23 protein-coding genes, 4 tRNA genes and 1 pseudogene are annotated in these 24883 nt (G+C 60.3%); 20 read left to right on the plus strand and 8 right to left on the minus strand.

Annotated elements, in window-relative coordinates:
• A complete protein-coding gene (locus ACA067_RS06395) occupies nucleotides 1-2124 on the minus strand; it encodes a TonB-dependent receptor plug domain-containing protein (RefSeq protein ID WP_497461048.1) in 2124 nt (707 codons plus the stop codon).
• A gap of 197 nt (nucleotides 2125-2321) precedes the next feature.
• On the opposite strand from ACA067_RS06395, the gene ACA067_RS06400 reads away from it, so the two are divergent.
• The 11 genes from ACA067_RS06400 (at nucleotide 2322) to pyrF (ending at nucleotide 11885) form a co-directional block, all read left to right on the plus strand.
• On the plus strand, nucleotides 2322-3347 hold the full coding sequence (locus ACA067_RS06400; RefSeq protein ID WP_307342017.1) for an NAD(P)H-dependent glycerol-3-phosphate dehydrogenase: 1026 nt from the start codon (nucleotides 2322-2324) through the stop codon (nucleotides 3345-3347).
• Between the two features lie 31 nt (nucleotides 3348-3378).
• Nucleotides 3379-3726 carry a DUF4389 domain-containing protein gene (locus tag ACA067_RS06405; RefSeq protein WP_128872127.1) on the plus strand — a complete coding sequence of 116 codons (348 nt, stop codon included), beginning with the start codon at nucleotides 3379-3381 and terminating at the stop codon, nucleotides 3724-3726.
• Nucleotides 3723-4175, plus strand: coding sequence for a phosphohistidine phosphatase SixA (sixA, locus tag ACA067_RS06410; RefSeq protein WP_497461049.1), 453 nt, complete (start codon nucleotides 3723-3725; stop codon nucleotides 4173-4175). Before ACA067_RS06405 ends, sixA begins: the two co-directional genes overlap by 4 nt.
• A 204-nt stretch (nucleotides 4176-4379) precedes the next feature.
• Complete coding sequence (locus ACA067_RS06415) at nucleotides 4380-6047, plus strand: AMP-binding protein (protein ID WP_497461050.1); 1668 nt, start codon at nucleotides 4380-4382, stop codon at nucleotides 6045-6047.
• Nucleotides 6048-6080: 33 nt separating this feature from the next.
• Nucleotides 6081-6524, plus strand: coding sequence for a hotdog fold thioesterase (locus ACA067_RS06420; RefSeq protein WP_497461051.1), 444 nt, complete (start codon nucleotides 6081-6083; stop codon nucleotides 6522-6524).
• A gap of 170 nt (nucleotides 6525-6694) precedes the next feature.
• Nucleotides 6695-7501 carry an alpha/beta fold hydrolase gene (locus tag ACA067_RS06425; protein ID WP_497461052.1) on the plus strand — a complete coding sequence of 269 codons (807 nt, stop codon included), beginning with the start codon at nucleotides 6695-6697 and terminating at the stop codon, nucleotides 7499-7501.
• The gene (locus ACA067_RS06430; RefSeq protein ID WP_497461053.1) at nucleotides 7498-8352 is read left to right on the plus strand and encodes an alpha/beta hydrolase; all 855 of its coding nucleotides are present in this window, start codon (nucleotides 7498-7500) and stop codon (nucleotides 8350-8352) included. Before ACA067_RS06425 ends, ACA067_RS06430 begins: the two co-directional genes overlap by 4 nt.
• Before the next feature lie 50 nt (nucleotides 8353-8402).
• The gene (locus ACA067_RS06435) at nucleotides 8403-9062 is read left to right on the plus strand and encodes a glutathione S-transferase family protein (RefSeq protein ID WP_497461054.1); all 660 of its coding nucleotides are present in this window, start codon (nucleotides 8403-8405) and stop codon (nucleotides 9060-9062) included.
• An 8-nt stretch (nucleotides 9063-9070) separates the two neighbouring features.
• Nucleotides 9071-9877 (plus strand): DUF4892 domain-containing protein, encoded by an 807-nt coding sequence (locus tag ACA067_RS06440; RefSeq protein ID WP_497461055.1) that lies wholly within the window; start codon nucleotides 9071-9073, stop codon nucleotides 9875-9877.
• Nucleotides 9878-9946: 69 nt separating this feature from the next.
• Nucleotides 9947-11002, plus strand: a complete 1056-nt coding sequence (locus tag ACA067_RS06445) for an AI-2E family transporter (protein WP_497461056.1) — start codon at nucleotides 9947-9949, stop codon at nucleotides 11000-11002.
• A 184-nt stretch (nucleotides 11003-11186) separates the two neighbouring features.
• On the plus strand, nucleotides 11187-11885 hold the full coding sequence (gene pyrF / locus ACA067_RS06450) for an orotidine-5'-phosphate decarboxylase (RefSeq protein WP_185752715.1): 699 nt from the start codon (nucleotides 11187-11189) through the stop codon (nucleotides 11883-11885).
• A gap of 168 nt (nucleotides 11886-12053) precedes the next feature.
• Here the strand turns inward: pyrF and ACA067_RS06455 are convergent, their stop codons facing one another.
• A complete protein-coding gene (locus tag ACA067_RS06455; RefSeq protein WP_497461057.1) occupies nucleotides 12054-13058 on the minus strand; it encodes an NADP-dependent oxidoreductase in 1005 nt (334 codons plus the stop codon).
• Between the two features lie 235 nt (nucleotides 13059-13293).
• On the opposite strand from ACA067_RS06455, the gene ACA067_RS06460 reads away from it, so the two are divergent.
• The 4 genes and pseudogenes from ACA067_RS06460 to ACA067_RS06475 all read left to right on the plus strand — a co-directional run bounded on the left by ACA067_RS06460 (nucleotide 13294) and on the right by ACA067_RS06475 (nucleotide 17673).
• Nucleotides 13294-14055: an SDR family oxidoreductase gene (locus ACA067_RS06460; RefSeq protein WP_497461058.1), complete on the plus strand. Its 762-nt coding sequence runs from the start codon at nucleotides 13294-13296 to the stop codon at nucleotides 14053-14055.
• 153 nt (nucleotides 14056-14208) lie between these two features.
• Entirely contained in the window at nucleotides 14209-15600 is a 1392-nt protein-coding gene (locus ACA067_RS06465; RefSeq protein WP_497461059.1) for an aminotransferase-like domain-containing protein, read from the plus strand.
• A 147-nt stretch (nucleotides 15601-15747) separates the two neighbouring features.
• Nucleotides 15748-16812, plus strand: a pseudogene (locus ACA067_RS06470) (HAMP domain-containing protein); the annotation flags it as partial.
• The gene (locus ACA067_RS06475; protein ID WP_497462738.1) at nucleotides 16810-17673 is read left to right on the plus strand and encodes a methyl-accepting chemotaxis protein; all 864 of its coding nucleotides are present in this window, start codon (nucleotides 16810-16812) and stop codon (nucleotides 17671-17673) included. The pseudogene ACA067_RS06470 and the gene ACA067_RS06475, both read left to right, overlap by 3 nt.
• A gap of 587 nt (nucleotides 17674-18260) precedes the next feature.
• On the opposite strand, the gene ACA067_RS06480 is transcribed toward ACA067_RS06475, so the two are convergent.
• Nucleotides 18261-19010 (minus strand): hypothetical protein, encoded by a 750-nt coding sequence (locus ACA067_RS06480; RefSeq protein ID WP_497461060.1) that lies wholly within the window; start codon nucleotides 19008-19010, stop codon nucleotides 18261-18263.
• A gap of 409 nt (nucleotides 19011-19419) precedes the next feature.
• Here ACA067_RS06480 and ACA067_RS06485 point away from each other — a divergent pair.
• The 4 genes from ACA067_RS06485 (at nucleotide 19420) to ACA067_RS06500 (ending at nucleotide 19832) form a co-directional block, all read left to right on the plus strand.
• A tRNA-Glu gene (locus ACA067_RS06485) sits at nucleotides 19420-19495 on the plus strand.
• 2 nt (nucleotides 19496-19497) lie between these two features.
• Nucleotides 19498-19573 (plus strand) — tRNA-Gly (locus tag ACA067_RS06490).
• Between the two features lie 104 nt (nucleotides 19574-19677).
• Nucleotides 19678-19753, plus strand: a tRNA-Glu gene (locus ACA067_RS06495).
• Nucleotides 19754-19756: 3 nt separating this feature from the next.
• A tRNA-Gly gene (locus ACA067_RS06500) sits at nucleotides 19757-19832 on the plus strand.
• Between the two features lie 81 nt (nucleotides 19833-19913).
• On the opposite strand, the gene cqsA is transcribed toward ACA067_RS06500, so the two are convergent.
• From cqsA to ACA067_RS06520, 4 genes are all read right to left on the minus strand, one after another.
• Entirely contained in the window at nucleotides 19914-20969 is a 1056-nt protein-coding gene (cqsA, locus tag ACA067_RS06505) for an alpha-hydroxyketone-type quorum-sensing autoinducer synthase (protein WP_497461061.1), read from the minus strand.
• A 51-nt stretch (nucleotides 20970-21020) separates the two neighbouring features.
• Nucleotides 21021-21659 carry a LysE family translocator gene (locus tag ACA067_RS06510; protein ID WP_497461062.1) on the minus strand — a complete coding sequence of 213 codons (639 nt, stop codon included), beginning with the start codon at nucleotides 21657-21659 and terminating at the stop codon, nucleotides 21021-21023.
• 1 nt (nucleotide 21660) lies between these two features.
• Nucleotides 21661-22431 carry a 2OG-Fe(II) oxygenase gene (locus tag ACA067_RS06515; protein WP_497461063.1) on the minus strand — a complete coding sequence of 257 codons (771 nt, stop codon included), beginning with the start codon at nucleotides 22429-22431 and terminating at the stop codon, nucleotides 21661-21663.
• A gap of 92 nt (nucleotides 22432-22523) precedes the next feature.
• The gene (locus tag ACA067_RS06520; RefSeq protein WP_497461064.1) at nucleotides 22524-23150 is read right to left on the minus strand and encodes an alanyl-tRNA editing protein; all 627 of its coding nucleotides are present in this window, start codon (nucleotides 23148-23150) and stop codon (nucleotides 22524-22526) included.
• A 91-nt stretch (nucleotides 23151-23241) separates the two neighbouring features.
• Between ACA067_RS06520 and ACA067_RS06525 the strand changes: the two genes are divergently transcribed.
• Nucleotides 23242-24240 carry a LysR family transcriptional regulator gene (locus ACA067_RS06525; protein ID WP_497461065.1) on the plus strand — a complete coding sequence of 333 codons (999 nt, stop codon included), beginning with the start codon at nucleotides 23242-23244 and terminating at the stop codon, nucleotides 24238-24240.
• 191 nt (nucleotides 24241-24431) lie between these two features.
• Here the strand turns inward: ACA067_RS06525 and ACA067_RS06530 are convergent, their stop codons facing one another.
• The gene (locus ACA067_RS06530; protein ID WP_027924016.1) at nucleotides 24432-24839 is read right to left on the minus strand and encodes a PA2817 family protein; all 408 of its coding nucleotides are present in this window, start codon (nucleotides 24837-24839) and stop codon (nucleotides 24432-24434) included.
• Nucleotides 24840-24883 lie beyond the last annotated feature (44 nt).

The following is a 24883-nucleotide window of genomic DNA, read 5'->3' on the forward strand; positions in this document are numbered from 1 at the left end:
TTAGAACGCCAGCTCTGCGCTGAAGTAAATCACCTGACGCTCGTCATAGTTGTTGTCGACGAAGGTGGTAGGTTGATTGTCCAGCCGTTGCTGGAGCACCCCCGCCAGTTCCAGGTTGGCCTTGCCCAGATCGATGCGTTTGGCGATGCGGGTGTCGACCCGTTCGAAGCGGTAACCGTTGAGTGCGTCGTCGCCATAGTAGAAGAGTGCGCTGTTCCAGCCACGGCCCCAGTCCCGCAGCCAACCGGCAGAGCCGCTGTGGCGGGCGGTCAGTTGCGCATCCAGCGGATTGCTCGCCTCGGCGTCGACGTAGGCATAGGTCAGGCGCAAGCGATCGGCGCTGCCCAGGCGCCAGTCGAGCTGGGTTTCCGTTCCCGAGAAGCGCGAGGTGTTCGAATTGCTGGCGATGTACTGATTATTGCGCAACGGTTCGCTGATCATGCCGCTGATTTCGTCGTAGAACAGCTTCACATCGACCGCCAGTCCCCACTCGGCGAAGTAGCCGTTGTAGCCCAATTCCCGGGAGCGCATGTGTTCTTGGTCGAGGTCGCCGGGGCCGCGGGTCTTGACGAAATAGCGGGCACTGGTCTGGCCATAGGCGCCGGGCCGCAGGTTGGTCACCTGGTAACTCCAGTTGACGTTGTTCTCGAACATATCCGGCGAACGGATGGCCTCCGAGTACACCGCCCGCACACCGTGACGCGGGTTGATCAGGTAGTTGACCGCCACCCGCGGGGTCAGCGAACTGCCGATCAGTTGCGAGTCTTCGAACATCGCGCCGCCCTGCAGCAACCAGTGCTCCGTGGCGCGCCACTCCAGTTGGCCGAACACCCGCCAGCTGGTGTCGTCGAGCGTGCCATCGAAGTAGGTCTCGGAGTTTGCCCGGTCGTAACGATAGTTCAAGCCGCTGACCAGTCGCAGACTGTCGGACAGGCTGAGGGTGTCCTGCAATTCAAGGTCGTAGCGCGACTCGCGGGCGCTCTGGTCGATGTCGCCGCACAGGGTTCGGCTGGCGCCGTTGCGCCATTGCTCCAGCACCTGATTGGCCAGGGCTTGTTCCGCCGCCGTGCCGGGTGGTGCGCCGGGGCCGGTGAAGCGTTCCATGTTGCGCGCCAGGCGTTCAGTGTAATTCGGGTTGAGCTGCCAGAGTTCGCTCAGCTGCGGGCTGAACGAGACCTCGGCATCACAGGCGCGCCAGGTCTGCTGGCGATCCCAGTGCTGTGCCGAGCCCTGAATATACAGGCTGTGATCGGGATCGATGTCGAGATTCCAGCGCAAGGAAGCGGCGTAATCCTTGGCGATGACGTCGGAATTGTTCCCGGCATCGGTCACTCCCGAGAACACCGGCTGATAGGTATAGGGCCGCTGGTTGCTCCCGTCCTTGGCGTTCAATTGCCAATCGATACTCTGGTTTTCATCGAGCGTCTGACTGACGGCCAGGTTGAAGCGGTTCAAGCGCCGGCTGTCGCGGTAGTCCGCACCCTGGCGGTCCGAGTCGAAGCCGTCGTCTTGCTGGCCCGACAACGACAGGCGCAAATCGCCGCCATCCCAGCCCACGCCCTGGCTCGCGTAGAAGTCGTCGATACCGCGCTGGCCACGGGTGACTTTGAGGCGCGTGCCATGGCTGTCCGCCGGGGTGCGCGTGATGATGTTGATCACCGCCATCAACGCATTGGCGCCATAGCTGACGGTGTTCGGGCCGCGGAAAACTTCGACGCGCTCGATGTCCTCCATCGCCACCGGAATGTCGCTCCAGTCCACCGTGGCCAAGCCGGCGCGGTACACCGAGCGACCGTCGATCAGCACTTGCATGCGCCGCGCTTCGCTGGCGTTGGTGCCGTGGTAATTCACCGCCGCCTGATTACCGCTGATGTTGCCGACCATCATCCCCGGCACCAGGCGCAGCAGCTCGCTGATGTCTCGGGCGCCGCTGGCGTTGATCAGTTGGCTGTCGAGCACCGTCATGCTTCCCGGCACCGCGGCCGGCGACTGCTTCAAGCGCGTGGCCGTCAGCACTTGCGGTAGCGGCTCGCTGTCAAGGAACAGGTCGTCGGCCAACAAGGGCGGGCTGAAAATCAGCGCCAGCACCAGCGGCGAGCGGGGTGATGGAGAGCCAAACGACACGACAACATCCTTGATAGGGAACAATTGGCGCGCATGTTAACCGAGCCGGTCGACTTTTCCAGTCACGATGGCGGCATTTTCCGCGGATTTATTGGTCTTCTTCGTACAAGTGCCGGTAATTGATACAGGGGCTGGCCGCCACTGGGCTGCTCCGTATAATGCCGATATCGCCACTGGTATGGATTAACGGATTGCATATGACTGAACAGCGCCCAATTGCGGTCCTGGGAGGCGGAAGTTTTGGTACCGCCGTGGCTAATCTGCTGGCCGAGAACGGGCATCAGGTGCGGCTGTGGATGCGTGACCCCGAGCAGGCCGAGGCCATTCGGGTCAATCGCGAAAACCCGCGCTATCTCAAAGGCATCAAGATTCTGCCGGCCGTGGAAGCGGTCACCGACCTGCAAGCCACCCTGGAAGCCTGCGACCTGAGTTTCGTTGCGCTGCCGTCCAGCGCACTGCGCTCGGTACTGGCGCCGCATGCCGAACGTTTGCGCGGCAAATTGCTGGTGAGCCTGACCAAAGGCATCGAAGCCCACACCTTCAAGCTGATGAGCGAGATCCTCGAAGAGATCGCGCCGCAAGCGCGCATCGGCGTACTGTCCGGACCGAACCTGGCCCGTGAAATCGCCGAACACGCGCTGACCGCCACGGTGGTCGCCAGCGAAGACGAAGACCTCTGCCAGCAAGTCCAGGCCGCGCTGCACGGTCGCACCTTTCGCGTCTACGCCAGCGCCGACCGCTTCGGTGTGGAGTTGGGTGGGGCGCTGAAAAACGTCTACGCGATCATCGCCGGCATGGCGGTGGCGCTGGGCATGGGTGAAAATACCAAGAGCATGTTGATCACCCGGGCGCTGGCGGAAATGACTCGCTTCGCGGTGAATCAGGGTGCCAACCCCATGACTTTCCTCGGGCTGGCAGGCGTGGGCGATTTGATCGTCACCTGTTCGTCGCCGAAAAGCCGTAACTACCAGGTCGGGTTCGCCCTCGGCCAGGGGTTGAGCCTGGAAGACGCAGTGACGCGTCTGGGCGAGGTGGCCGAAGGCGTCAACACCCTGAAAGTGCTCAAGGCCAAGGCCCAGGAAGTTGGCGTGTATATGCCGCTGGTCGCCGGGCTCCATGCCATCCTGTTCGAAGGGCGCACGCTGGAGCAGGTGATTGGTCTATTGATGCGTGCCGAGCCGAAAACCGACGTCGACTTTATTTCCACCAGTGGTTTCAACTGAGCACTCAATTGACAGGGGCAGGGAGCGAGACATGAACGATCCGAAAGTAGAAGCCAGGTACGAATCCATCCTGCTGCGCGTGCTGTGGATGATCGTCTTCTTGCTGGTCTGGCAAGTGGCGCAATTCATCCTGGGCGCGGTGGTGCTGGTTCAACTGATCTATCGTTTGATCTATGGCGCCCCGAGCGCCAGCCTGATGAACTTCGGCGACAGCCTGAGCCAGTTCCTGGCACAGATCGGTCGTTTCGGCAGTTTTCACAGCGACCAGAAGCCCTGGCCGTTCGCGGACTGGCCGACGCCGCGTACGCCGGAAGGTGAGGCGCCACACGTTGTGGCGCCAGCGCCGCATCCGGCTCGAGATGAGGAACCGAAATTATGAAACTCTGGGTATTGCGTCATGGTGAAGCCGAGCCACACGGTACTCGTCCGGACTCCGAGCGGGCATTGACCATCAAGGGGCGTGAAGAGGTGTTGCGCACTGCCGCCGAATTGCTCGGCCAGCCGCTCACCGCGATCTATGCCAGCCCTTTCCTGCGAGCGCAGGAAACCGCCCAGCTGGTCCGTGAAGCCCTGGGCTTTCAACCGGAAATTCGCACCGTCGAGTGGCTGACACCCGACTACCGCCCGCAAACGGTGGCGGAGCAGTTGGTGTCTGTCGATCATGCGCTGCTGGTCAGTCATAACCCGCTGGTGGGCAACCTGCTCGGTTATCTTCAGCACGGCCATGTTCAGGACCGGGAATCGGTGCCCACCGCCGGGCTTGCCGAGCTCGAAGGCGAAGGGCCGCTGGCGGGGGCGATGAAGCTCAACGGCATCAAGCACCCATAACCGCTTTTGCTTTTGTGGGAGCGAGCCTGCTCGCGAATGCAGCACCTCGGTTTATCAGCTATGTCGAGGCGTCTCCATTCGCCGGCAAGCCGGTCTCGCTCCCACAAGGGCGGCGGCGTTGCTGATTTATGTATGAAATAGTCAACCAAGCAACTGCTTGGTTGACTACGCTTGCTCCAGAACAAAAACAAAGGAGCGAGTCGCATGTCAGTCGCTTTTCGTTTGCCGCTGGACGTCTTCTACGAGCGCGAAGCCCGTCATCCCCGCCAGCGCTTTCTGGTCCAGCCCATGGGTGGCGGACAGGTCGAAACCCTGACCTGGGAAGACGTCGGGCATCAAGCGCGATGCGCCGCGCATTGGTTGCGTGCGCGGGAATTGCCCCAAGGCAGTCACATCGCCCTGATCTCGAAAAACTGCGCCCACTGGATCATTGCCGACCTGGCGATCTGGATGGCCGGACATGTTTCGGTGCCGCTGTACCCGAATCTCACGGCCGAGTCCGTCGCCCAAGTACTGGAACATTCGGAGGCGGCGCTGGCGTTCATCGGCAAACTCGATGACTGGCCTGGCCTGTCCCGTGGGGTCAATCCCGATCTGCCGACCATCAGCCTGCCATTGCACCCGCCCGGAACTTTCGATTTCAGCTGGGCCGACCTGCAAGCGAGCTCACCGATCCAGGATGATCCCAAGCCGTCCGCCGACCAATTGGCGACGATCATTTACACCTCCGGCACCACCGGCCTGCCCAAGGGCGTGATGCACAGCTTCGCCAACCTGGGGTTTGCCACCACCCGTGGCACGCAATTGTTCGGTCTCAACGAGTCGGACCGACTGCTGTCCTACCTGCCGCTGTGCCACGTCGCCGAGCGGATGTTCGTCGAACTGGCGTCGGTCTATAGCGGGCAAACCGTATTCTTTGCCGAGAGCCTCGACACCTTCCTTACCGATCTGCAGCGTGCGCGGCCGACCGCGATGTTCGGCGTGCCGCGAATCTGGACCCGGTTCCAGATGGGCGTGTACGGCAAAATTGCGGCAAAGCGTCTCGACTTCCTGCTGGGCTTGCCGGTGATCGGCAAGCGGGTGGGGCACAAAGTCCTTGCCGGATTGGGGCTGGACGCCTTGCGCGTGGCCTTGTCCGGCGCAGCGCCCGTGCCGCAGTCCTTGCTGCTGTGGTACCAAAAGCTGGGGCTGGATGTGCTGGAGGTGTACGGGATGACCGAGAACTGCGGCTATTCGCACGTTGGCCGGCCCGGTGAGAACAAGCCCGGCTGGATCGGCAAGCCATGCCCCGAGGTGGAGGTGCGCATCGAGCCGTCCGGCGAAGTGCTGGTGCGCAGCGGCGCGACCATGCTCGGGTATTTCAAGGAACCGGAAAAAACCGCCGAAACCCTCACTGAAGACGGCTTCCTGCGCACCGGTGACAAGGGCGAGCAAGACGCCGAAGGCAACCTGCGCCTGACCGGACGCCTGAAGGAAATCTTCAAGACCAGCACCGGCAAATACGTCGCCCCGGCGCCGATCGAAAATCGGCTGGCGGTGCATTCGCGGATCGAGCAGGTGTGCGTGGTCGGTGCTGGATTGAGTGCGCCGCTGGGTTTGTGCGTGCTCTCGGCGGTCGGGCAACAGGACGCGGGCGGCACCGCGCGCGCAGGCCTGCATTCCAGCCTGGAAAAGCTCCTGGAGGAGGTTAACGGTGTACTCGACCAACATGAGCGCTTGCGGCGGCTGGTGGTGGTCAAGGACAGTTGGGCCGTGGAAAACGGCTTCCTGACGCCGACCCTGAAGATCAAGCGCAACATGATCGAAGCGGCTTACGGTGCCCGGTTCGAAGAATGGAGCGAGCGCAGCGAAGCAGTGCTGTGGCAGGATTGAGTGACGAATAAAAACCAACAAAGGATGTCAGCAATGAGTTTGTGGCGTACCACTCCCAACATCGAGCAGTTGAACGCAATCCAGAAAAACACCATCGGCGAAGTGCTGGATATCCGCTTCGAAGACTTCGATGAAGCGTCCCTGACCGCCAGCATGGTCATCGACCACCGCACTCACCAGCCTTACGGCCTGCTGCACGGCGGCGCCTCGGTGGTGCTGGCCGAATCCGTCGGCTCCATGGCCAGTTACCTGTGCATCGACACCAGCAAGTTTTATTGCGTGGGCCTGGAAATCAACGCCAACCATTTGCGCGGCCTGCGCAGTGGGCGGGTGACGGCGGTGGCCAGGGCGATTCACATTGGACGTACGACCCATGTCTGGGACATTCGGCTGAGCAGTGACGAGGGCAAGGCCAGTTGTGTGTCGCGGTTGACCATGGCGGTGGTGCCGTTGGGTGAGAATCCGCCGGCGCGTTGATTGAGGGTTGATGGATCAAAAGATCGCAGCCTGCGGCAGCTCCACCGCGTACCTTGCGATCTTTGATATTTGCGACATTTCCTACCACCATTGCTGACAGTTATGGTCATTGCTGTAGGACCTGGTCTTACGGACAATCAACGCCTGTTCTCGCTCATGGATTTGCCTGTATGCCGCAACAGATTTTTTTCGCCCACGCCAATGGCTTTCCTTCGGGAACCTACGGCAAATTGTTCGCGGCGCTGGCGCCCGAGTATCAGGTGACGCATCTGGAGCAACACGCCCACGATCCGCGTTTCCCGGCGGACGACAATTGGCACAACCTGGTCGACGAGTTGATTCATCACCTCAAGCAGCAATCGGAACCGGTGTGGGGTGTCGGGCATTCCTTCGGCGGTGTGTTGCATTTGCATGCGGCCCTGCGTTGCCCCGAGTTGTATCGCGGCGTGGTGATGCTCGATTCACCCGTGCTGACCCGTGCCGATCAATGGGTCATCCGCGCCGCCAAGCGCTTCGGTTTCATCGACCGCCTGACCCCTGCCGGTCGCACCCTGGGCCGTCGCGAAGAGTTCGCCGACCTGCAAGCTGCGCGAGTGTATTTCGCCGGTAAGACCTTGTTCCGTGGTTTCGACCCGGAATGCTTCGATGCTTATCTGCAACACGGTTTGCAACAGGTTGGCGACACGCTGCGCCTGCGCTTCGACCCGGCCACGGAAATCAGTATCTACCGCGGCGTGCCCCACACCAGCCCGGGCCGGGCGCGGCAGCTGAAAGTACCATTGGCGGTAGTTCGCGGGCACAAGAGTCGGGTGGTCATGCGTCATCACGCCAGTGTCGTCGGGCGCATGCCGCTGGGCGAGTCACTGACCATGCCCGGCGGCCACATGTTTCCGCTGGAACGTCCCCAGGATACGGCCATGCTGCTGAAGAATCTGTTCAGCCGCTGGGAAGGTCGCCGCCAGCAGGATTGCGCATGAGCCCTGTCGTTGAAGAAGTTCGCCTGAGCCTGCCGCATATCGAATTGGCGGCGCATCTGTTCGGACCGGAAGACGGTGTCCCGGTGATCGCCTTGCACGGCTGGCTGGACAACGCCAACAGCTTTGCCCGGCTGGCACCGAAGCTCAAGGGGCTGCGCATCATCGCCCTGGACATGGCCGGCCATGGTCACTCCGGGCATCGGCCCGTGGGTGCCGGTTACGCGCTCTGGGATTACGCCCATGACGTGCTGCAAGTGGCCGAACAACTGGGCTGGAAACGCTTCGGGTTACTGGGGCACTCGCTGGGGGCGATTGTTTCCCTGGTGCTGGCCGGGTCTTTGCCGGAGCGGGTGACCCATCTGGCCTTGATCGACGGCATCATTCCTCCTACAGACAAAGGCGAAAATGCCGCCGAGCGCATGGGCATGGCCCTGCAAGCACAGCTGGGTCTAAAGGAGAAACGCAAACCGGTCTACCACACCCTCGATCGCGCCATCGAAGCGCGCATGAAAGGTCTGGTGGCGGTCAGTCGCGAAGCCGCCGAGCTGTTGGCGCAACGGGGCCTGATGCCGGTACCGGGCGGTTACACCTGGCGCACCGATAACCGTCTTACATTGCCATCGCCGCTGCGTCTGACCAACGAACAGGCAATGGCCTTCGTCCAGCGGATAGGTTGTCCTGCAAGACTGGTGGTCGCGGCCGACGGCATGCTCGCTAAACATCACGAGCTGCTGGAACGTCTACCCTTTTGCCGTGAACAGCTGCCTGGCGGCCATCATTTGCACCTGAATGACGAAACCGGCGCCGACCTTGTCGCAGACTGTTTCAATCGGTTCTTCGCCGTTCCTTGACTTGCGCCGGGCAACTGTCGAGGCTGGGCGGGTTGAAATGGGAGACAACCATGATAGATCTCTACACCGCTGCGACCCCGAATGGCCACAAGGTCTCTATCGTGCTCGAGGAACTCGGCCTGCCCTACAGGGTGCACGCCTTGAGTTTCGACAAAAAGGAACAGAAATCCGAGGACTTCCTCAAGATCAATCCCAATGGCCGGATCCCGGCGATTGTCGACCGCGCCAACGGTGATTTTGCCGTGTTCGAATCCGGCGCCATCCTGGTTTATCTCGCTGAACTGAGCAGCAAGCTGCTGCCCACGGACCCGAAAGGGCGCTCGGTGGTGCTGCAGTGGCTGATGTTCCAGATGGGCGGAATCGGCCCGATGCAGGGGCAGGCCAACGTGTTTTTTCGATACTTCCCTGAGAAACTGCAGGGGGCCATCGACCGTTACCAGCATGAAACCCGTCGTCTCTATGAAGTGCTCGACACGCGCCTGCAAGCGGTAGAGTTTCTGGCGGGCGAGTACAGCATTGCCGATATTGCGACCTTTCCATGGGTGCGTGGCCACGAGTGGTCCGGTGTCGAGGTAGAGGGTTTGTCCGCCTTGCAACGCTGGATGGCGACCATGGAGGCGCGCCCGGCAGTACAGCGTGGTCTACTGGTGCCCGAACGCATCGATGATGACAGCGTAGTCAAAGGTGCCCAGGCCATGCTGATCCGATGAGCCCGACCATGCGTTCATTCAGTCTGCTGGCGCTGTGCTGTTTCAGTCCTCTATCGTTTGCCGCCGATGTCCCGGGCAGTCAGGACCTGCCGATCGTGCCGCGCATGACCGATGCGCAGATCGTCGACTATCGCCCGTCCGTCGAGCTCGAGCGGATCTACCCGCTGGGTTCGATCCGCAAGATCAGCGGCCAGCTGCGCTTCGATGGTCAGGTCAGCGCCCGTGGCAATGCGACCTCGGTCACCTACGAGTTGCCACCGGAGCACTCGTCCATCGACGCCTTCACTGCCGCCCGCGAATCCCTGCAGAAGCAGGATGCCGAGTTGCTGTTCTGGTGCCAGGCCCGGGATTGCGGGGAAAGCAGCCTGTGGGCCAACGATGTCTTCGGCAACGCCAAGCTCTATGGCGCCGACGATCAGCAAGCGTATCTGCTGTTGCGTCTGGCCGCGCCGCAGGACAACACACTGGTGGCGCTTTACAGCATCACTCGCGGCAATCGCAAAGCCTATCTGCACGTCGAACAATTCGACGCCGCGGCGCCGCTGGGCAATGTGCTGCCGACATCCGCGACCTTATTGCGGGAGCTCAAGAGCACCGGTGAGCTCGATTTCCCCAAACTGACCGGCGATCCCGACGAGACCTGGCTGCGCTTGATCTCCCGCGGATTGAATCTTGACACCACCTTGCGGGTCAGTGTTTCCGGGCCCAAGGCCGAAGCCTGGCGCCAGGCCCTGATCGGGCAGGGTGTGCGTACGGCCAGAATGGAAGCCGGCAGTGTCGAAGGCTCTGGCCTGCACCTCGAACTGTTGCGATAAGCTATATCGGGTGAACGTGCTCGCGTGTTCACCTACTTTTTGGCTGACTGACTTTTTTTCGAGATTGGGATGATCAATAACGATCGGCTGTTGGTGCAGATCCTGCTCCTGGTGCTGTTTGGCGCGAGTTTCTGGGTGATGGCGCCGTTCTGGTCCGCGTTGTTCTGGGGCGCGGTGCTGGCCTTCGCCAGCTGGCCGCTGATGCGTTTGCTGACCCGCTGGCTCAACGGGCGCGAATCCCTGGCGGCGGCGCTGCTGACCATGGGCTGGATGGTGCTGGTGGCGGCGCCGCTGGTATGGCTGGGGTTCAACCTGGCGGACCATGTGCGTGATGTCACGGCGTTCATCAAGGATGTGCATGTCGATGGCCTGCCCGAAGCACCGGTCTGGCTGGGCAGTATTCCCTTGGTGGGCGAGCGGTTGCTGGGGATCTGGAACAGTATCGATCAGCAGGGCGCGGCGATGATGCTGGCGATCAAGCCCTATCTGGGCCAGGTCGGTAACTGGTTGCTGGCGCGCAGTGCGCAGATCGGCGGCGGGATTCTCGAACTGACGTTGAGCATTGTCTTCGTGTTCTTTTTCTACCGCGACGGGCCGCGGTTGGCGGCGTTTGTTCATGGGCTGCTGCAGCGGCTGATCGGTGATCGAGCCGGCTATTACATCGAACTGGTGGCGGGAACGGTGCAACGCGTGGTGAACGGGGTCATCGGGACGGCGGCGGCTCAGGCGGTTCTGGCGTTGATCGGGTTCCTGATTGCCGGGGTTCCCGGGGCGCTGGTGTTGGGGATCGTCACGTTCTTGCTGAGTCTGATTCCGATGGGACCACCGCTGGTGTGGATTCCTGCCACGGCCTGGCTGGCCTGGAAGGGTGAATACGGGATGGCGGTCTTCCTCGGGTGCTGGGGGATGTTCATCATCAGTGGGGTCGACAACGTGCTCAAGCCTTACCTGATCAGTAGGGGTGGCAATTTGCCCTTGGTGATTGTATTGCTTGGGGTGTTTGGCGGGCTGATTGCGTTTGGGTTCATCGGTTTGTTTATCGGGCCGACCTTGTTGGCCGTGGCTTACAGCTTGCTGACCGACTGGAGCAAGACTCAAGCCCGGGTTGAGGATCGCCGGCCTTGAGAGGCATCGCGGGTGCGCTATTCATCCAGGTGTGGGTGTGTCAGGTGTGTATCTGACTCGACACAAGGGGCGCAGGGGCTAGGCTTGCGGGAGCTGACTCGACGATTTACCGATCATCGGGTCCCGCAGCGCCGCTGGTTCCGCTACAATGCGCGCCGATTTCGACCTGCCTGAGAGCCCACTCATGTCCGCCTGCCAGACTCCTATCATCGTCGCCCTGGATTTCCCTACCCGTGACGCCGCACTGAAGCTGGCCGATCAGTTGGACCCGAAGCTGTGCCGGGTCAAAGTCGGTAAAGAACTGTTTACCAGCTGCGCCTCGGAAATCGTTGGCACCCTGCGTGACAAGGGTTTCGAAGTATTCCTGGACCTCAAGTTCCACGACATCCCGAATACCACCGCCATGGCCGTCAAGGCGGCTGCGGAAATGGGCGTGTGGATGGTCAACGTGCACTGTTCCGGTGGTCTGCGCATGATGGCCGCCTGCCGTGAAGTGCTCGACCAGCGCACCGGCCCGAAGCCGCTGTTGATCGGCGTGACCGTGCTGACCAGCATGGAACGTGAGGACCTGGCGGGTATCGGCCTGGACATCGAGCCGCAGGAGCAGGTGCTGCGTCTGGCCGCACTGGCGGAAAAAGCCGGGATGGACGGTCTGGTCTGTTCGGCCCTGGAAGCCCGGGCCCTGAAATCGGCTCACCCGTCGCTGCAACTGGTGACCCCGGGGATTCGTCCGGCGGGCAGCGCCCAGGACGATCAGCGCCGTATTCTGACCCCGCGTCAGGCGCTGGATGCCGGTTCCGACTATCTGGTAATCGGCCGTCCGATCAGCCAGGCGGCAGATCCGGCCAAGGCCCTCGCTGCCGTAGTGGCCGAACTCGCCTGATCACTCGTAGGAGCCGGCTTGCTGGCGAAGGCATCACCGCGGTGTACCTGATACACCGCGGTGCCTGCATCGCCAGCAAGCCGGCTCCTACAGGGATGGCATCACCGCGGTGTATCTGTTCCACCGTGGTGATGCCTTCGCCAGCAAGCCGGCTCCTACAGGCCTGCGTTAAACCTTCAGCACCAATTTGCCGAAATTCTCACCGCTGAACAATTTCATCAGCGTCTCCGGGAACGTCTCGAGTCCTTCGACGATGTCTTCCTTGCTCTTGAGCTGCCCCTTGGCCATCCAGCCAGCCATTTCCTGCGCGGCAGCGGCGTACTGTGCGGCGTAATCCATCACCACGAAACCTTCCATCCGCGCGCGGTTGACCAGCAGCGACAGGTAGTTGGCCGGACCTTTGACCGCTTCCTTGTTGTTGTACTGGCTGATGGCGCCGCAAATCACCACCCGTGCCTTCAAATTCAGGCGGCTCAGCACGGCGTCGAGGATATCGCCGCCGACGTTATCGAAGTACACATCCACACCTTTCGGACACTCACGCTTGAGCCCGGCGTGGACGTCTTCGTTCTTGTAGTCGATGGCGCCGTCAAAACCCAGTTCGTCGATCAGGAACTGGCACTTGTCGGCACCGCCCGCGATGCCGACGACGCGGCAACCCTTGAGCTTGGCAATCTGCCCGGCAATGCTGCCTACCGCGCCGGCCGCGCCAGAGAGCACCACGGTGTCACCGGCCTTGGGCGCACCGACGTCGAGCAGGGCGAAGTAGGCGGTCATCCCGGTCATGCCCAGTGCTGAAAGAAAGCGCGGCAGCGGTGCCAGTTTCGGATCGACTTTGTAGAAACCCCGTGGCTCGCCGAGGAAATAATCCTGCACGCCCAGGGCACCGTTGACGTAGTCGCCGACCGCAAAATCCGAATGGTTCGAAGCAATGACCTGGCCTACACCCAATGCACGCATGACTTCGCCGATACCCACTGGCGGAATATAGGACTTGCCCTCGTTCATCCAGCCTCGCATGGCCGGGTCCAGGGACAAGTATTCGTTTTTGACCAGAATCTGACCCGTGGCCGGTTCGCCGACCGGTACTTGCTGATAGGTAAAGGTCTCGCGGGTAGCCGCACCCACCGGACGTTTGGCGAGCAGGAACTGGCGATTGGTCTGGGTAGTCATGACAGGCACTCAAGATGAATGAAGACTTGTTGATAGCCCTTCATGATCAATGCCGCAAGTCGGGCCGATGCGGCGAATGCAGTCCGATCCAGAACAGTGATGACTAGTCGGGTGGTTTTATCACTGTCACTCATGGGCACTCAACCGGCCTTCTGATAGTGCTGCCGCGCTACGGATGCCTGTGGCTAGACTGCGGCACGCGGACCCCCCGCATCTTCTCTACGAGGACATAACAATGAGCATGACGTTTTCCGGCCAGGTGGCAGTGGTGACAGGCGCGGCCGCCGGTATTGGCCGCGCGACTGCCCAGGCGTTCGCCGCCGAAGGCTTGAAGGTGGTGGTGGCCGACCTCGACACGGCGGGTGGCGAGGGCACGGTGGCGTTGATTCGCACGGCGGGCGGTGAAGCAACTTTCGTGCGTTGCAACGTCACGCTGGAAAGCGATGTAAAAAACCTGATGGACGAAGTCGTGAGTACCTACGGCCGTCTCGACTATGCCTTCAACAACGCCGGCATCGAAATCGAGAAAGGCAAGCTGGCCGAGGGGACGACCGACGAATTCGACGCGATCATGGGCGTCAATGTCAAAGGTGTCTGGCTGTGCATGAAGTACCAATTGCCCTTGTTGCTGGCTCAGGGCGGTGGTGCGATCGTCAACACCGCTTCGGTGGCCGGCCTGGGCGCTGCGCCGAAGATGAGTATCTACGCGGCCTCGAAACATGCAGTGATCGGCCTGACCAAATCGGCGGCCATCGAATACGCCAAGAAAAAGATCCGCGTGAATGCGGTGTGTCCGGCGGTGATCGATACCGACATGTTCCGCCGCGCCTATGAAGCGGATCCCAAGAAGGGCGAGTTCGCCAATGCCATGCATCCGGTGGGTCGCATTGGCAAGGTCGAGGAGATTGCCAGCGCGGTGCTGTACCTGTGCAGCGATGGTGCAGCGTTCACCACCGGCCACTCGTTGGCGGTGGACGGTGGCGTCACGGCATTCTGACCCACATTCATGGTTTTTTTTCATCTTCGGTGAAGGGCCGGACAATGTGTTTCCAATGGTTAGAACCGAAGGTTCTGGCGGCGTTGTCGCACATCCGATCGAGCGTTCCTGTGATTAACTGTTCCAGCAAAACGAACAGGAGTTTGCTTGCTCATGGAATTGAGAATCGATCGACAGGCCTTGGTGCCGCTCGTCCAGCAAATTGTCGACGCGCTGGCGGGCTGGCTCCGTCAAAGCGAGGTATTGCCGGGCACGCGTTTACCTTCTGCGCGGCAAATCGCGCGGGATAATCTGCTCAGTCAGTCCAGCGTCGTTGAAGCGTGTGAGCGCCTGGTAGCTGAAGGGGTGCTGGCGTCGCGTCAGGGCGGCGGCTTTTTTGTCGCCGACCCGGCGTTGGCTGCTCGCAGGCAACGGGATTGCTCCTGGTTCGAAGGCGCGGCGGTAAAGCACGATGGCGTCTTGGGTGAGCTGAAGCTGGGCTGTGGTGGATTGCCCGTAAGCTGGCGCGAGACTGACGACCTGGGTTACGCGATCCGTCAGGTCAGTCGCACCGACATGGCGGGCCTGTTCAACTACGGCACCCCGCTAGGTTTGCCAGCCCTGCGCCAACAGATTCTCAAGCGCCTGCTACAACTGGATATCGCCGTGCAGGAGCGCCAGATCCTGACAACGGCGGGCGCCAGCCAGGGGCTTGATCTGATTGTGCGCACCTTGCTCAAGCCGGGGGAGTGCGTGGTGGTGGAAAGTCCCGGGTACTCGATGCTGTTCAAGCTGCTCAGGCTGCACGGCATCAACATGATCGAGGTGCCGCGAACGCCGAGCGGGCCCGATATCGAAGTGCTCGAGGCGCTGCTCCTGCAGTACCGGCCCCGTGCATTGTTCATCAACAGTTTCCATCACAATCCTACGGGCAGCAGCCTGACGCCGAAGGTGGCACAGCGGGTTCTGCAACTGGCGAAAACCCACTGTGCGCTGGTCGTCGAAGATGACGTCTATGCGGATTTATCCAGCGGAGCCGGTACGCGGCTCGCCGCGCTGGATACCGCGGACAATGTGATCTACGTCGGCAGTTTCTCCAAAACCCTCAGCAGCTCGTTGCGGGTCGGTTTTGTAGTTGCCGGCGCCGGGGTTGTTTCGCGACTGGCCGAGGTCAAGATGATCAGCAGCATGGGCGCGTCACGGTTTTGCGAATCGGTGCTGGCTTGCCTGTTGGCCAGTGGTGCCTACCGCAAGTTGGTACAGCGACAACGCCAGCGTTTGAACAGCGACCGGGAGGCCGCCCTGCAAGTGCTTGAAGACGCTGAGTGGGAGGTCTTCGGCAAGCCCGCCGGGGGCTTGTTCATCTGGGCGCGATCCCGGATGGCCGACTACGCTCAGGTGCGGGCCCAGGCACAGCGCTTCGGTGTCCTGCTGTCTTCAGCGACGGCCTTCAGCCCCACCGGCGAGCCCGGTGACTGGCAGCGTATCAACGTGGCCTATGCCGGTGACCCGCGAGCCCGGGCGTTTTTTCAAGCCACCACTGTGGATCGACCTCAAGCGTTCTGAAAACGACGTTGGCGTAGCTTTTTGCCATTATTCCGACACCAGAGACTTGTGTTGATACAGGCCCGTTGCGACCCTGCGTCAACAGACTCTATCAGGGGACCCAGTGCAATGATTTCGGCCGTGAAAGGACGTTTTGCCAACCTCGGTATGGCAAAAAAACTGGGTGTCGGGTTTGTACTCGTACTGTTGTTGACCGCGGTGGTGGCGGCCATCGGCGTAGGGGCCCTGCAGACCATCAGCCAGCGCTTCGACGGGCTCACGCACATGTCGTCGCTCAACAGCGGTCTGCTCAAGGTGCGACTGCTTGAGCAGGAGTATGCGTTGCACGGCAACCCGAAAACCGCCGAAGCCCTGCACAAGGGTGTGGACGACCTGATCGCCCTGGCGACCGAACTCAAGGTCCGGTCCGCGGCCAACGTGCCGGTGATGAATGATGTCGAGCAATCCCTGGGCGCCTATCGCAAGGCCTTTGACGAGTTCGTCTCGCTCAGCCAGGCCAAGGACCTGGCGCTGGAAATGGCCAGTTGGTCGGTGTCCAGCGTGGCCAATAACCTCGATGTGCTGCAGGCCGGGCTGGCCGATGACGGCGCCTATACCTTGAAAGAGTCCGCAGGCAAGGACGGCGCGCAGTTCATCGAGCAAGCCAGTCAGGTCAGCCAGGTGTCGCGGCTGATGTTGCAGGCCATGAACGAAGCGCGCGTGCGCCTGGACCAGAGCCGCAAGGGCGACGACAGCGCGGCGCAGGGCAAGATCGAGCAGGCCGACCAGGCGCTGACCCAGGCCGAGCAGCTGAAAACCACGGTCAAGGACGAGGGCTACCAGACGGTGCTCAATGAAGTGGCCGGCCACATCGGCAGTTTCAGCGAAAAACTCGCCGAATACACTGGCCTGCTAGCCCAGGAAAAAACCGTCTATGAGCAACTGCATCAGCGTGCTGCGCAGGTGGTGGCGCGGGTGGATCAGGCCTATGTCACCGAAGACCAGTCGATGCAAACCGAGCTGAAAAAGAATTCGTTGCTGATCATCGGCTCCTCCGCGCTGGCCTTGCTGGTCGGGTTGATTGCGGCATGGGTGATTACCCGGTTGATCGTGGCACCGTTGCGCAGTGTGATCCGTATTGCGCAACAGATCGCCGCTGGCGATTTGAGTGCGACGGTTGAAGTGGTCCGTCGTGACGAAATCGGTCAATTGATGCAGGCCATGCAACAGATGGGGGCCGGGCTCAGCGGTATTGTCAGCGGCTTGCAGGCCGGCATCGAGCAATTGGCCAGTTCGGCGCAATCACTGTCGGCGGTGACCGAGCAGACCAATCTGGAAGTCAGCAGCCAGAAGGAAGAAACCGAGCAGGTCGCTACCGCGATGAATCAGATGACCGCGACCGTGCACGACGTTGCACGTAACGCGGAAGAGGCCGCTCAGGCGGCGCAGACGGCGGACGACAAGGTTGAAAGCGGTCAGCAGGTGCTGCGCCAGAGCATGGCCCGGATCGAGCAACTGGCAGATTCTGCGACCTCGGCCAGTTCGAGCATCGAAAGCCTGAGTGTGCAAATCCAGAATATCGGCATGGTGCTCGGTGTCATTAAGAGCGTGGCCGAGCAAACCAACCTGTTGGCGCTCAACGCCGCTATCGAGGCGGCGCGGGCCGGCGAGCAGGGCCGGGGCTTTGCGGTGGTGGCCGATGAAGTGCGGGCATTGGCCAAACGGACCCAGCAATCGACCGAGGAGATCGAGCGACTGGTCAGCGCCTTGCGTTCAGCGGCGCACTCGTCGGTACAGCAGATTCAGAACAGTGGTGAGTTGGTGAAGCTGGCGGTCAGCGATGCGCTACAGACTGAGAGTGCGCTGGGCAGTATTGCCGCGGCGGTATCGTTGATTCAGCAAATGAACCAGCAGATCGCGGCGGCTGCCGAGGAGCAGAGTTCGGTGGCCGAGGAGATCAATCGCAGTGTGACGAGTATTCGCGCCAGTGCGGATCAGTCTTCGTTGGCGATGCGGGGGAATGCGGCGTCCAGTATTGAGCTGGCGCAGTTGGGGGTTGAGTTGAAGGGGATGGTCGGGCACTTTCGGCTCTGATGTGGTCTTTTGAACTTGGCGGCCTGTTAGCCGACCAGGTTCTTGTTGATGGTGTACATATCCGTTGCTGCGGTAACGGCCGCTGGCGGTTTCGCTTTTACAGCGAGTCACTTGGAAAAGCGCCAAGTAACCAAGCGCTCTTGCCCCTTTCGTTCGGTGCCTCGCTAAGGCTCGGCATGCCCTCGCTCCGGTCCTGCTCCGTGGGCCCGCCGCGATCGGCCATCCATGGCCGAGCGCGGCTAACCCGGCATCCATGCCGGGTTGCCCACTGCGCAGTACCTGCGCTCGGCCTCTCGAGGGGGCGGTGCGTCAAGATCAAGCGCTGCAGGCGAGCTAACGCTCGGCCTGTTGAGTGGTGAAGAGCGCAGGTGTACGCCGATTCATTGTAGGAGCTGGATTGCCAGCGAAGGCGGCCTGACAGCCGACCTGATTCTGCGGATGTACCCAGACCCCTTGTAGGAGCTGCCGCAGGCTGCGATCTTTTGATCCTGGCGGCCTGGATGTCGACGTGTATTTCCCTGATGTACTCACCGATAAAACTCACCACAAAAAAAGCCACCTTTCGGTGGCTCTTCTACTTTCCTGAATCAGTCGTAAATCAATTTCTTCTTCCAGTCCGCATCATCCTTGAGACCTTCGGTCAGTTGGTTCACTTCGCCTTCAGCCGGCGCGTTGTTATCCATGACCTGGGCGTTGGCCTGGGCCAGGAGTTTTTCCAGGTATTCCAGTTGTTCGGCGTAGACCTTGGGTTCCTGCTGTTTGCGCAGGTACTGCACACCGCGTTCGAACGCCAGGCGGGCTTGGCCGGGCTGGTTCTGTTGCAGGGAGTGCTGGCCGAGGTTGTTGAAGAATTCGATGTGCAGCAGAACCAGGAAATGGCGGACTTCGCGGATCCAGCGCTTGGCTTCGTTGGTTGGCAGGAAGCCATCATGTGCGGCGCGGGTGATCTGGCCGTGCAGGGCTTCGAGCAGGAAGCGTACGTCCTTGGCTTTGGCTTCGGTCTGGATCGGTGCCGGCGGATTGTTGACCGGGATCGATTCGCCCTGGGCGACCAGGGCAGTCAGTTCGGCAATCCGCTCCTTCATCGTGGCGTTGGATTTCTCCAGGTTGAGCAGGCGCTGGCAGACGTTCAGCTCCAGACGGGTCAACAGCAGCTTGAGTGCCGGTGTCATCAACTGACCGGGAAACGTCTCGGTGATTTCGCCACAGCGACGCAGGCGGTCGTTCAGCTCGATCCGGGTGCGGGCCTTTTCCAGCTTGCTGTTTTCCACCACATGGCTCATGTAGCCAATGGCGATCAATAGTGCGATCCCGGCTACGACTAGCAGGGTGATCATGAGTGGAGTCACCGGTAAGACCTCTTTATGGGTTTATGGGTTTATGGGTTCGCGTGCGAATGTAGTGGCTGGGCAGGGGAGCCGCCCAGGACCGCTCGACGGGATGAATCGGCTTTACTTATGCTGTATCGGCCGCGACCCTGATTACTATAAGTAATAGTCGTGCGAGAGGCATATTGCCATCATTCACGGCGTGGATGGACTATAAGCCTTGTCGGGCGTCAGAATATAGACGTCAAACGCCGGGCAACGGAAAACCCGGATCGGTGTCCTAAAGCAGGGCGAAGTCATTGATTTAAATAAATTTATATCAGGGGGTTGACGACCCCTCAATCCATCCATAGAATGCGCGCCACTTACAGCGTAAAGCACACAGCGAAACGCGGTAGGAAGTGAATGTTGTACGTGTGTCCCCTTCGTCTAGTGGCCTAGGACACCGCCCTTTCACGGCGGTAACAGGGGTTCGAGTCCCCTAGGGGACGCCAATGCGGGAATAGCTCAGTTGGTAGAGCACGACCTTGCCAAGGTCGGGGTCGCGAGTTCGAGTCTCGTTTCCCGCTCCATTTTTAAACAGCGTTGCTTTCGGGCAGGGCTGAGTGAAACCAGAACCAAGTCTTCGGATGCGGGTCTGGGCACCGAAACACACACCATGTGTTCCGGGCAGCGTGTCCCCTTCGTCTAGTGGCCTAGGACACCGCCCTTTCACGGCGGTAACAGGGGTTCGAGTCCCCTAGGGGACGCCATTTGCGGGAATAGCTCAGTTGGTAGAGCACGACCTTGCCAAGGTCGGGGTCGCGAGTTCGAGTCTCGTTTCCCGCTCCATATTCACAAAAACGCCGCTCATTGAGCGGCGTTTTTGTTTGTGCGCGATTTGTGCCCGCTGCAGTAACAAAGGCCTTCCAGTCAGACAGCTGACGAAGAACGTCTCCAGAGCTTCAGGCTGACTTCATCTCGAATATCGGAGCAGGCCCTGATGAGATGGTCGAGTTCCTCATCAGTGAGTCCGCAGTTCATAGAAAATCGCATTAATGAGCGGTTGAGCCCGGTCGCCGGGGCGCAGAAAACCGAGCCGAATATGCCTCGTGCCTGTAAGGCGTCCCGCAAGCGAAGGGTAAGTAATTCAGGCCCGGGCTCCAAGGCAATAATCTGTTCCGTCCCAGCGCTGACGTCATACCCCAACTGCGTGAATGCCGCTCTGACTTGATGGGTAATCGCATGCAGCCGTCTGCGACGTTCATCGGCGTGTTGTAAAAAATCGGCAGCCTGCTCGAACCATGTCAATTCGTGATCCAGCAGGCTGGAGCTGAAAATGGCGGGGTAGGACTCCATCGCAAAGTAGTCCTTGAAACTGCCAGGACAGGTGATCAGGCCCGCACGCCCGCCGAAAGCCTTGGCCAGGCTGACAGTTTGGAAATGGACCTTGTCAAACAGCTGATTCTGCGCGACCAATCCCGCTCCATGTGCCCCGTGGGTTCCGAGTGAATGGGATTCATCGACAGCCAGCACGCAATCGTTTCGTTGAGCAATATCGGCGAAATCTGCCAGAGGACAAAGACTGCCATTGGTGCTGTAGATCGCATCGACCGCAATAACCCCTTGGCCATGTTTCTTTATCTGCCGCTCCGCATGGGCGGCATCGTTGTGGGCAAATGCAATTGAGCGCGCATGAGCGGCGTGTGCTCCTTGCCAGAGGGACATGTGCGCGTGGATATCCAGATAGACGGGGGTATATGGACTGGCGATAGCCTGCATCAGCCCCACATTAGCGGCCCAACCTGACTGGCAAAGAATACTGTCTTGCGCACCGATGAATTGCGCCAGGTGTTGCTCTAACCTGGCGATGGGCGAGTCACCCTTGAGAAAAACGGCAGACATCAAAAGTTGGCGCCGGGTCTGGAGGATCGCGCGGGCCTGGGCTTCGATTATCTGTCGCTCGTTTGCCAGGCACCGCGACAACAAAAAAAGGCCCGCCAGTCAGACTGTGCGGGCCATTTGCATGTTCGGCGTTTTTTACATCGACAGAATCAAACGCCCGGCGAACAAAATCAGAATCACCCCCATCGTCCGCTCGAACCAGTGCCCCATGCGCATGAACAGCAATCGCACCCGGGCGCTGGAAAAGAACAGCGCGACGATGACAAACCACATCGCGTTCACGAAACACATCCAGACCCCGTACAGCGCCTGAACCTTGAGCGGTGTCGTGGTGCTGATGATCGTGGTGAAGATCGCCAGGAAAAACAGTGTGGCTTTGGGGTTGGTCGCGTTAGTCAGGAAGCCGGTAGTGAACGCTTTCAACAACGTTTGTTCGACCACCGGTTGGTCTGCACTTTTGTCGCCTTCCAGCACGGTCTTGGGTTTGCTGCGCAGCAAACTCACACCGAGGTACAGAATGTAGGCACCGCCCACCACCTTGGCCACCGTCAACAGCCAGGGTGTGGTGTGCATCAGTGCGCCGACGCCAAGCAGGGTGTAAAGCACATGCACGGAAATGCCCGCACCGATGCCAAGCGCCGTGCAGATTCCCACTACTCGACCGAAGCGCACACTCTGGCGGATGGTGACGGCGAAGTCCGGTCCGGGTGCGACCACGGCCAGGAAGTGGATAGTCGCCAGCGCCAGGAACTCGCCAAGGTAATTCGAAAGCATCTCAACTCCAAAACGTAAGGGGTGAAGCATTGCCGCGATAGCCGACAAAGAACGAAAGGCTCAATCGCGGATCGGCCACACCCGGTGTCACCGCGTGCATGCGACGTGAATTGAACATGATGAAATCACCCGGTTCAGGACGAATCTCCAGGGTCGGCGTGCCGAGCAGGGCTGGGTCGATGCCGTAGCTGTCGCCACGCATTTCGTCGAACTGGTCTGGGGAAATGTCGTCGTCCCACATCTGCAATGCGCCCCCTTCGGTGGGCATGTTCAGGTAAACGTTGCAGGCGAACTGCGCTTCCAGGCTTCTGGCCTGGTAACTGTCCGGGGCATCCTTGGCGAAAATGTCGTGGTGGGCGAGGAAGCACACGCCGGGCTTCACTACCCGGGACAACCCGACATACATCTTGCGGCCGTAGAGATTCTCCAGATGCGCCCCCGCCGGCCAGGATTCGTCGAGCATGCAGCGCAGGGTGTCGACCGGTGATGAATAGGGCGCGCAACGGTTGCGCAATTCCGCAATGTTGCGGGTGGCGCGTGCGAAATAGTCCTCGATCAGCAAAGGCTGGTTTTCTGCTTCATAAAACGCCATGCCGATGCGACCAATGCTGGGTGCGTTGATATAGCCTTCGAAGCCGGGGGCGAGGATCTTGTCGCCAATCTGAATCGCCAGCGATCGGGGCAGCAAGCCTTTGACGCGGATGGCGAGGACTTCTTCATTGGCCAGTTTTTTTATGCACGTCTCATCGAGACGCTCGACGTCAAGCATCATGGTTTAGGTCCATCTATCAGAGAGACAACGGAACCCGCGGATGCGGCTCCCCCGGCGTCAGGCGATGGCCAGGCTCGGCATCGCCAACATGCTCAGTTCACGTCGTAGTGAACTGACAGCGTTCCTTTCTTCTGCGAAACGGCAGCGATCGAGACCGTGCCCAGATCCTTCAGGCTACGTACATGGGTGCCACCGCAACCGTAGGCGGGCAATTCACCGAAACCGATTTCCCTGGCACCTTCGCGCAATGACGTCAGGCGTGGCAGGTCGTGGGCGATCCACTGCTCGATGCCGTGCTGAACAGTCTCGGTATCAACGTCTTGTGCCGAATCCTGCGGCTTGAACTGCACGCGTCCTTCGCCAGGCCAGTGATGCGCCTTGATCGGCACCCAGCCGAAGGCCTGAACAAAGTGACCGATCAGATGGCCGGCAGAGTGCATGCGCGTGTTGAACTGGCGACGCTGTTCGTCGACCCGAATCTGGGTCATGCCGAGTTTTACCGGGCGATCGACGAAATGGATGATTCGGTCCGGATCCTGAACCACACGCAGCACCTGGCTTTCACCGATCCAGCCGGTGTCGAAGGGTTGTCCGCCACCCTGAGGATGAAACAGCGTGGCGCGCAGCACTACCGCGAATTCGTTCTCGCAGGGCGTGCACTCCAGCACTTCCACGTCAGCCTTGAGATCATCACTATGGAAAAACAGGCGAAGCGTCATAGTCCATGACCTTATTAAAATTTCTATTTTTTATTATATGGAGTGCGCAATTGCGTGATAATCCGTTCAAACATCAAAGGACTGTTGCGTTGTGAGCATAAATCTTCCACTGCCACTGCTGGGTGAAATGGCGATTTTCGTCAAGGTCGTCGAGACCGGCAGTTTCTCCGAGGCCGCTCGCCAGCTGGGTTCCTCTCCCTCGGCAATCAGTCGCAGCATTTCGCGTCTGGAGAAGGCGCTCGCCACCCGTTTGCTACAACGCACCACCCGTAAACTACGCCTGAGCGACGGTGGCGAGGAAGTGTTCAAGCGCTGCCAGGAAATGGTCAGCGCCGCCAAGTCGGTGATGGAAATCAGCGGCCAGTTCACCCACGAAGCGGAAGGGCTGGTGCGCGTCAGCGTGCCTAAAGCGGTGGGGCGGTTCGTGATTCATCCGCATATGCCGGAATTTTTGCGGCGTTATCCCAAAGTCGATGTGGAGTTATTGCTTGAAGACCGTCAGGTGGACTTGATCGACGACAACGTCGACCTGGCGATTCGCATTACCGATCGGCCACCCGCCGGTCTGGTGGGACGGCAACTGCTGACCATCGACCATTTGCTCTGCGCAACGCCGCAGTACCTGGCCGAACACGGCACGCCGACCCATCCCCATGACTTGCTCAATCACAGTTGCATCTACCTGGGCGAAACGCCGAGCGATGCGCGGTGGAAATTCAAGAAAGGCAGCAAGGCTGTGACCGTCGGTGTGCGCGGGCGGTATGCGGCCAATCACACCGGTGTGCGATTGGGTGCGGTGTTGCAGCACATCGGGATTGGCAGCCTGCCGTATTTCACCGCGCGTTATGCGCTGGAGCAGGGACTCATCGTGCAGGTGTTGCCGGACTGGACCTTCCTCGCGTCCTACCACGGCGGTGCCTGGCTGCTGCATTCGCCGACCCGTTATCTGCCGCCCAAGCTTCGGGTGTTGATCGATTATCTGGTGGAGTGCCTGGAGAAGGAGCCCACTTTGAGCAAGCCGGGCAAGCCAGGTACGTTGGGCAAAGTCGCGGCGCAATATGAGTTGCCCGAAAGTGATGGGTTGCTCTGAAGGACCCTATCGCGAGCAAGCTCGCTCCCACATTTTGATCTGTGTTGGATGCAATTTTCGCAGCCGCTGGAGATCCCCTGTGGGAGCGAGCTTGCTCGCGATGGCGTCCGCTCAGTCGCCACATCTTTCGGCAATGCCAAAAAAAGGCCCGCATATTCAACCATGCGGGCCTTTTGATTGCTGACCGGGGATCAGTGCTTGCTGTCGTCGTTCGACATCGCCAGCAGCTGTTTTTCCTGGTTCCAATCGAACGGTTCGTCGTTCTGTTCGGCTTCGAAACGACGCTCTTCCAGTGCCTGGTACAGGTCGATCTCATCGTCGGGCATGTAGTGCAGGCAGTCACCGGCGAAGTACCACAGCAGGTCGCGCGGGACCAGGTGGGCGATTTGTGGGTAGCGGGTGATCACCTGGCACAGAATGTCCTGGCCCAGGTATTGGCTTTCGATCGGATCGACCGGCAGCAACGCGCGCAGTTCGTCGAAGCGCTCCAGGAACAAGGCATGGCTTTCTTCGGGAACCTGTTCGGCCTCACCTACGGCGACCAGGATACTGCGCAGGTGGTCGAGCAAGACAAGATGATCGGCAACGACGTTGGACACGAGATAAGTCCTCAAGAGCAAAACGGGCGCGGGAGTATAAAGCG

The organism is Pseudomonas sp. LBUM1674, assembly GCF_059695635.1.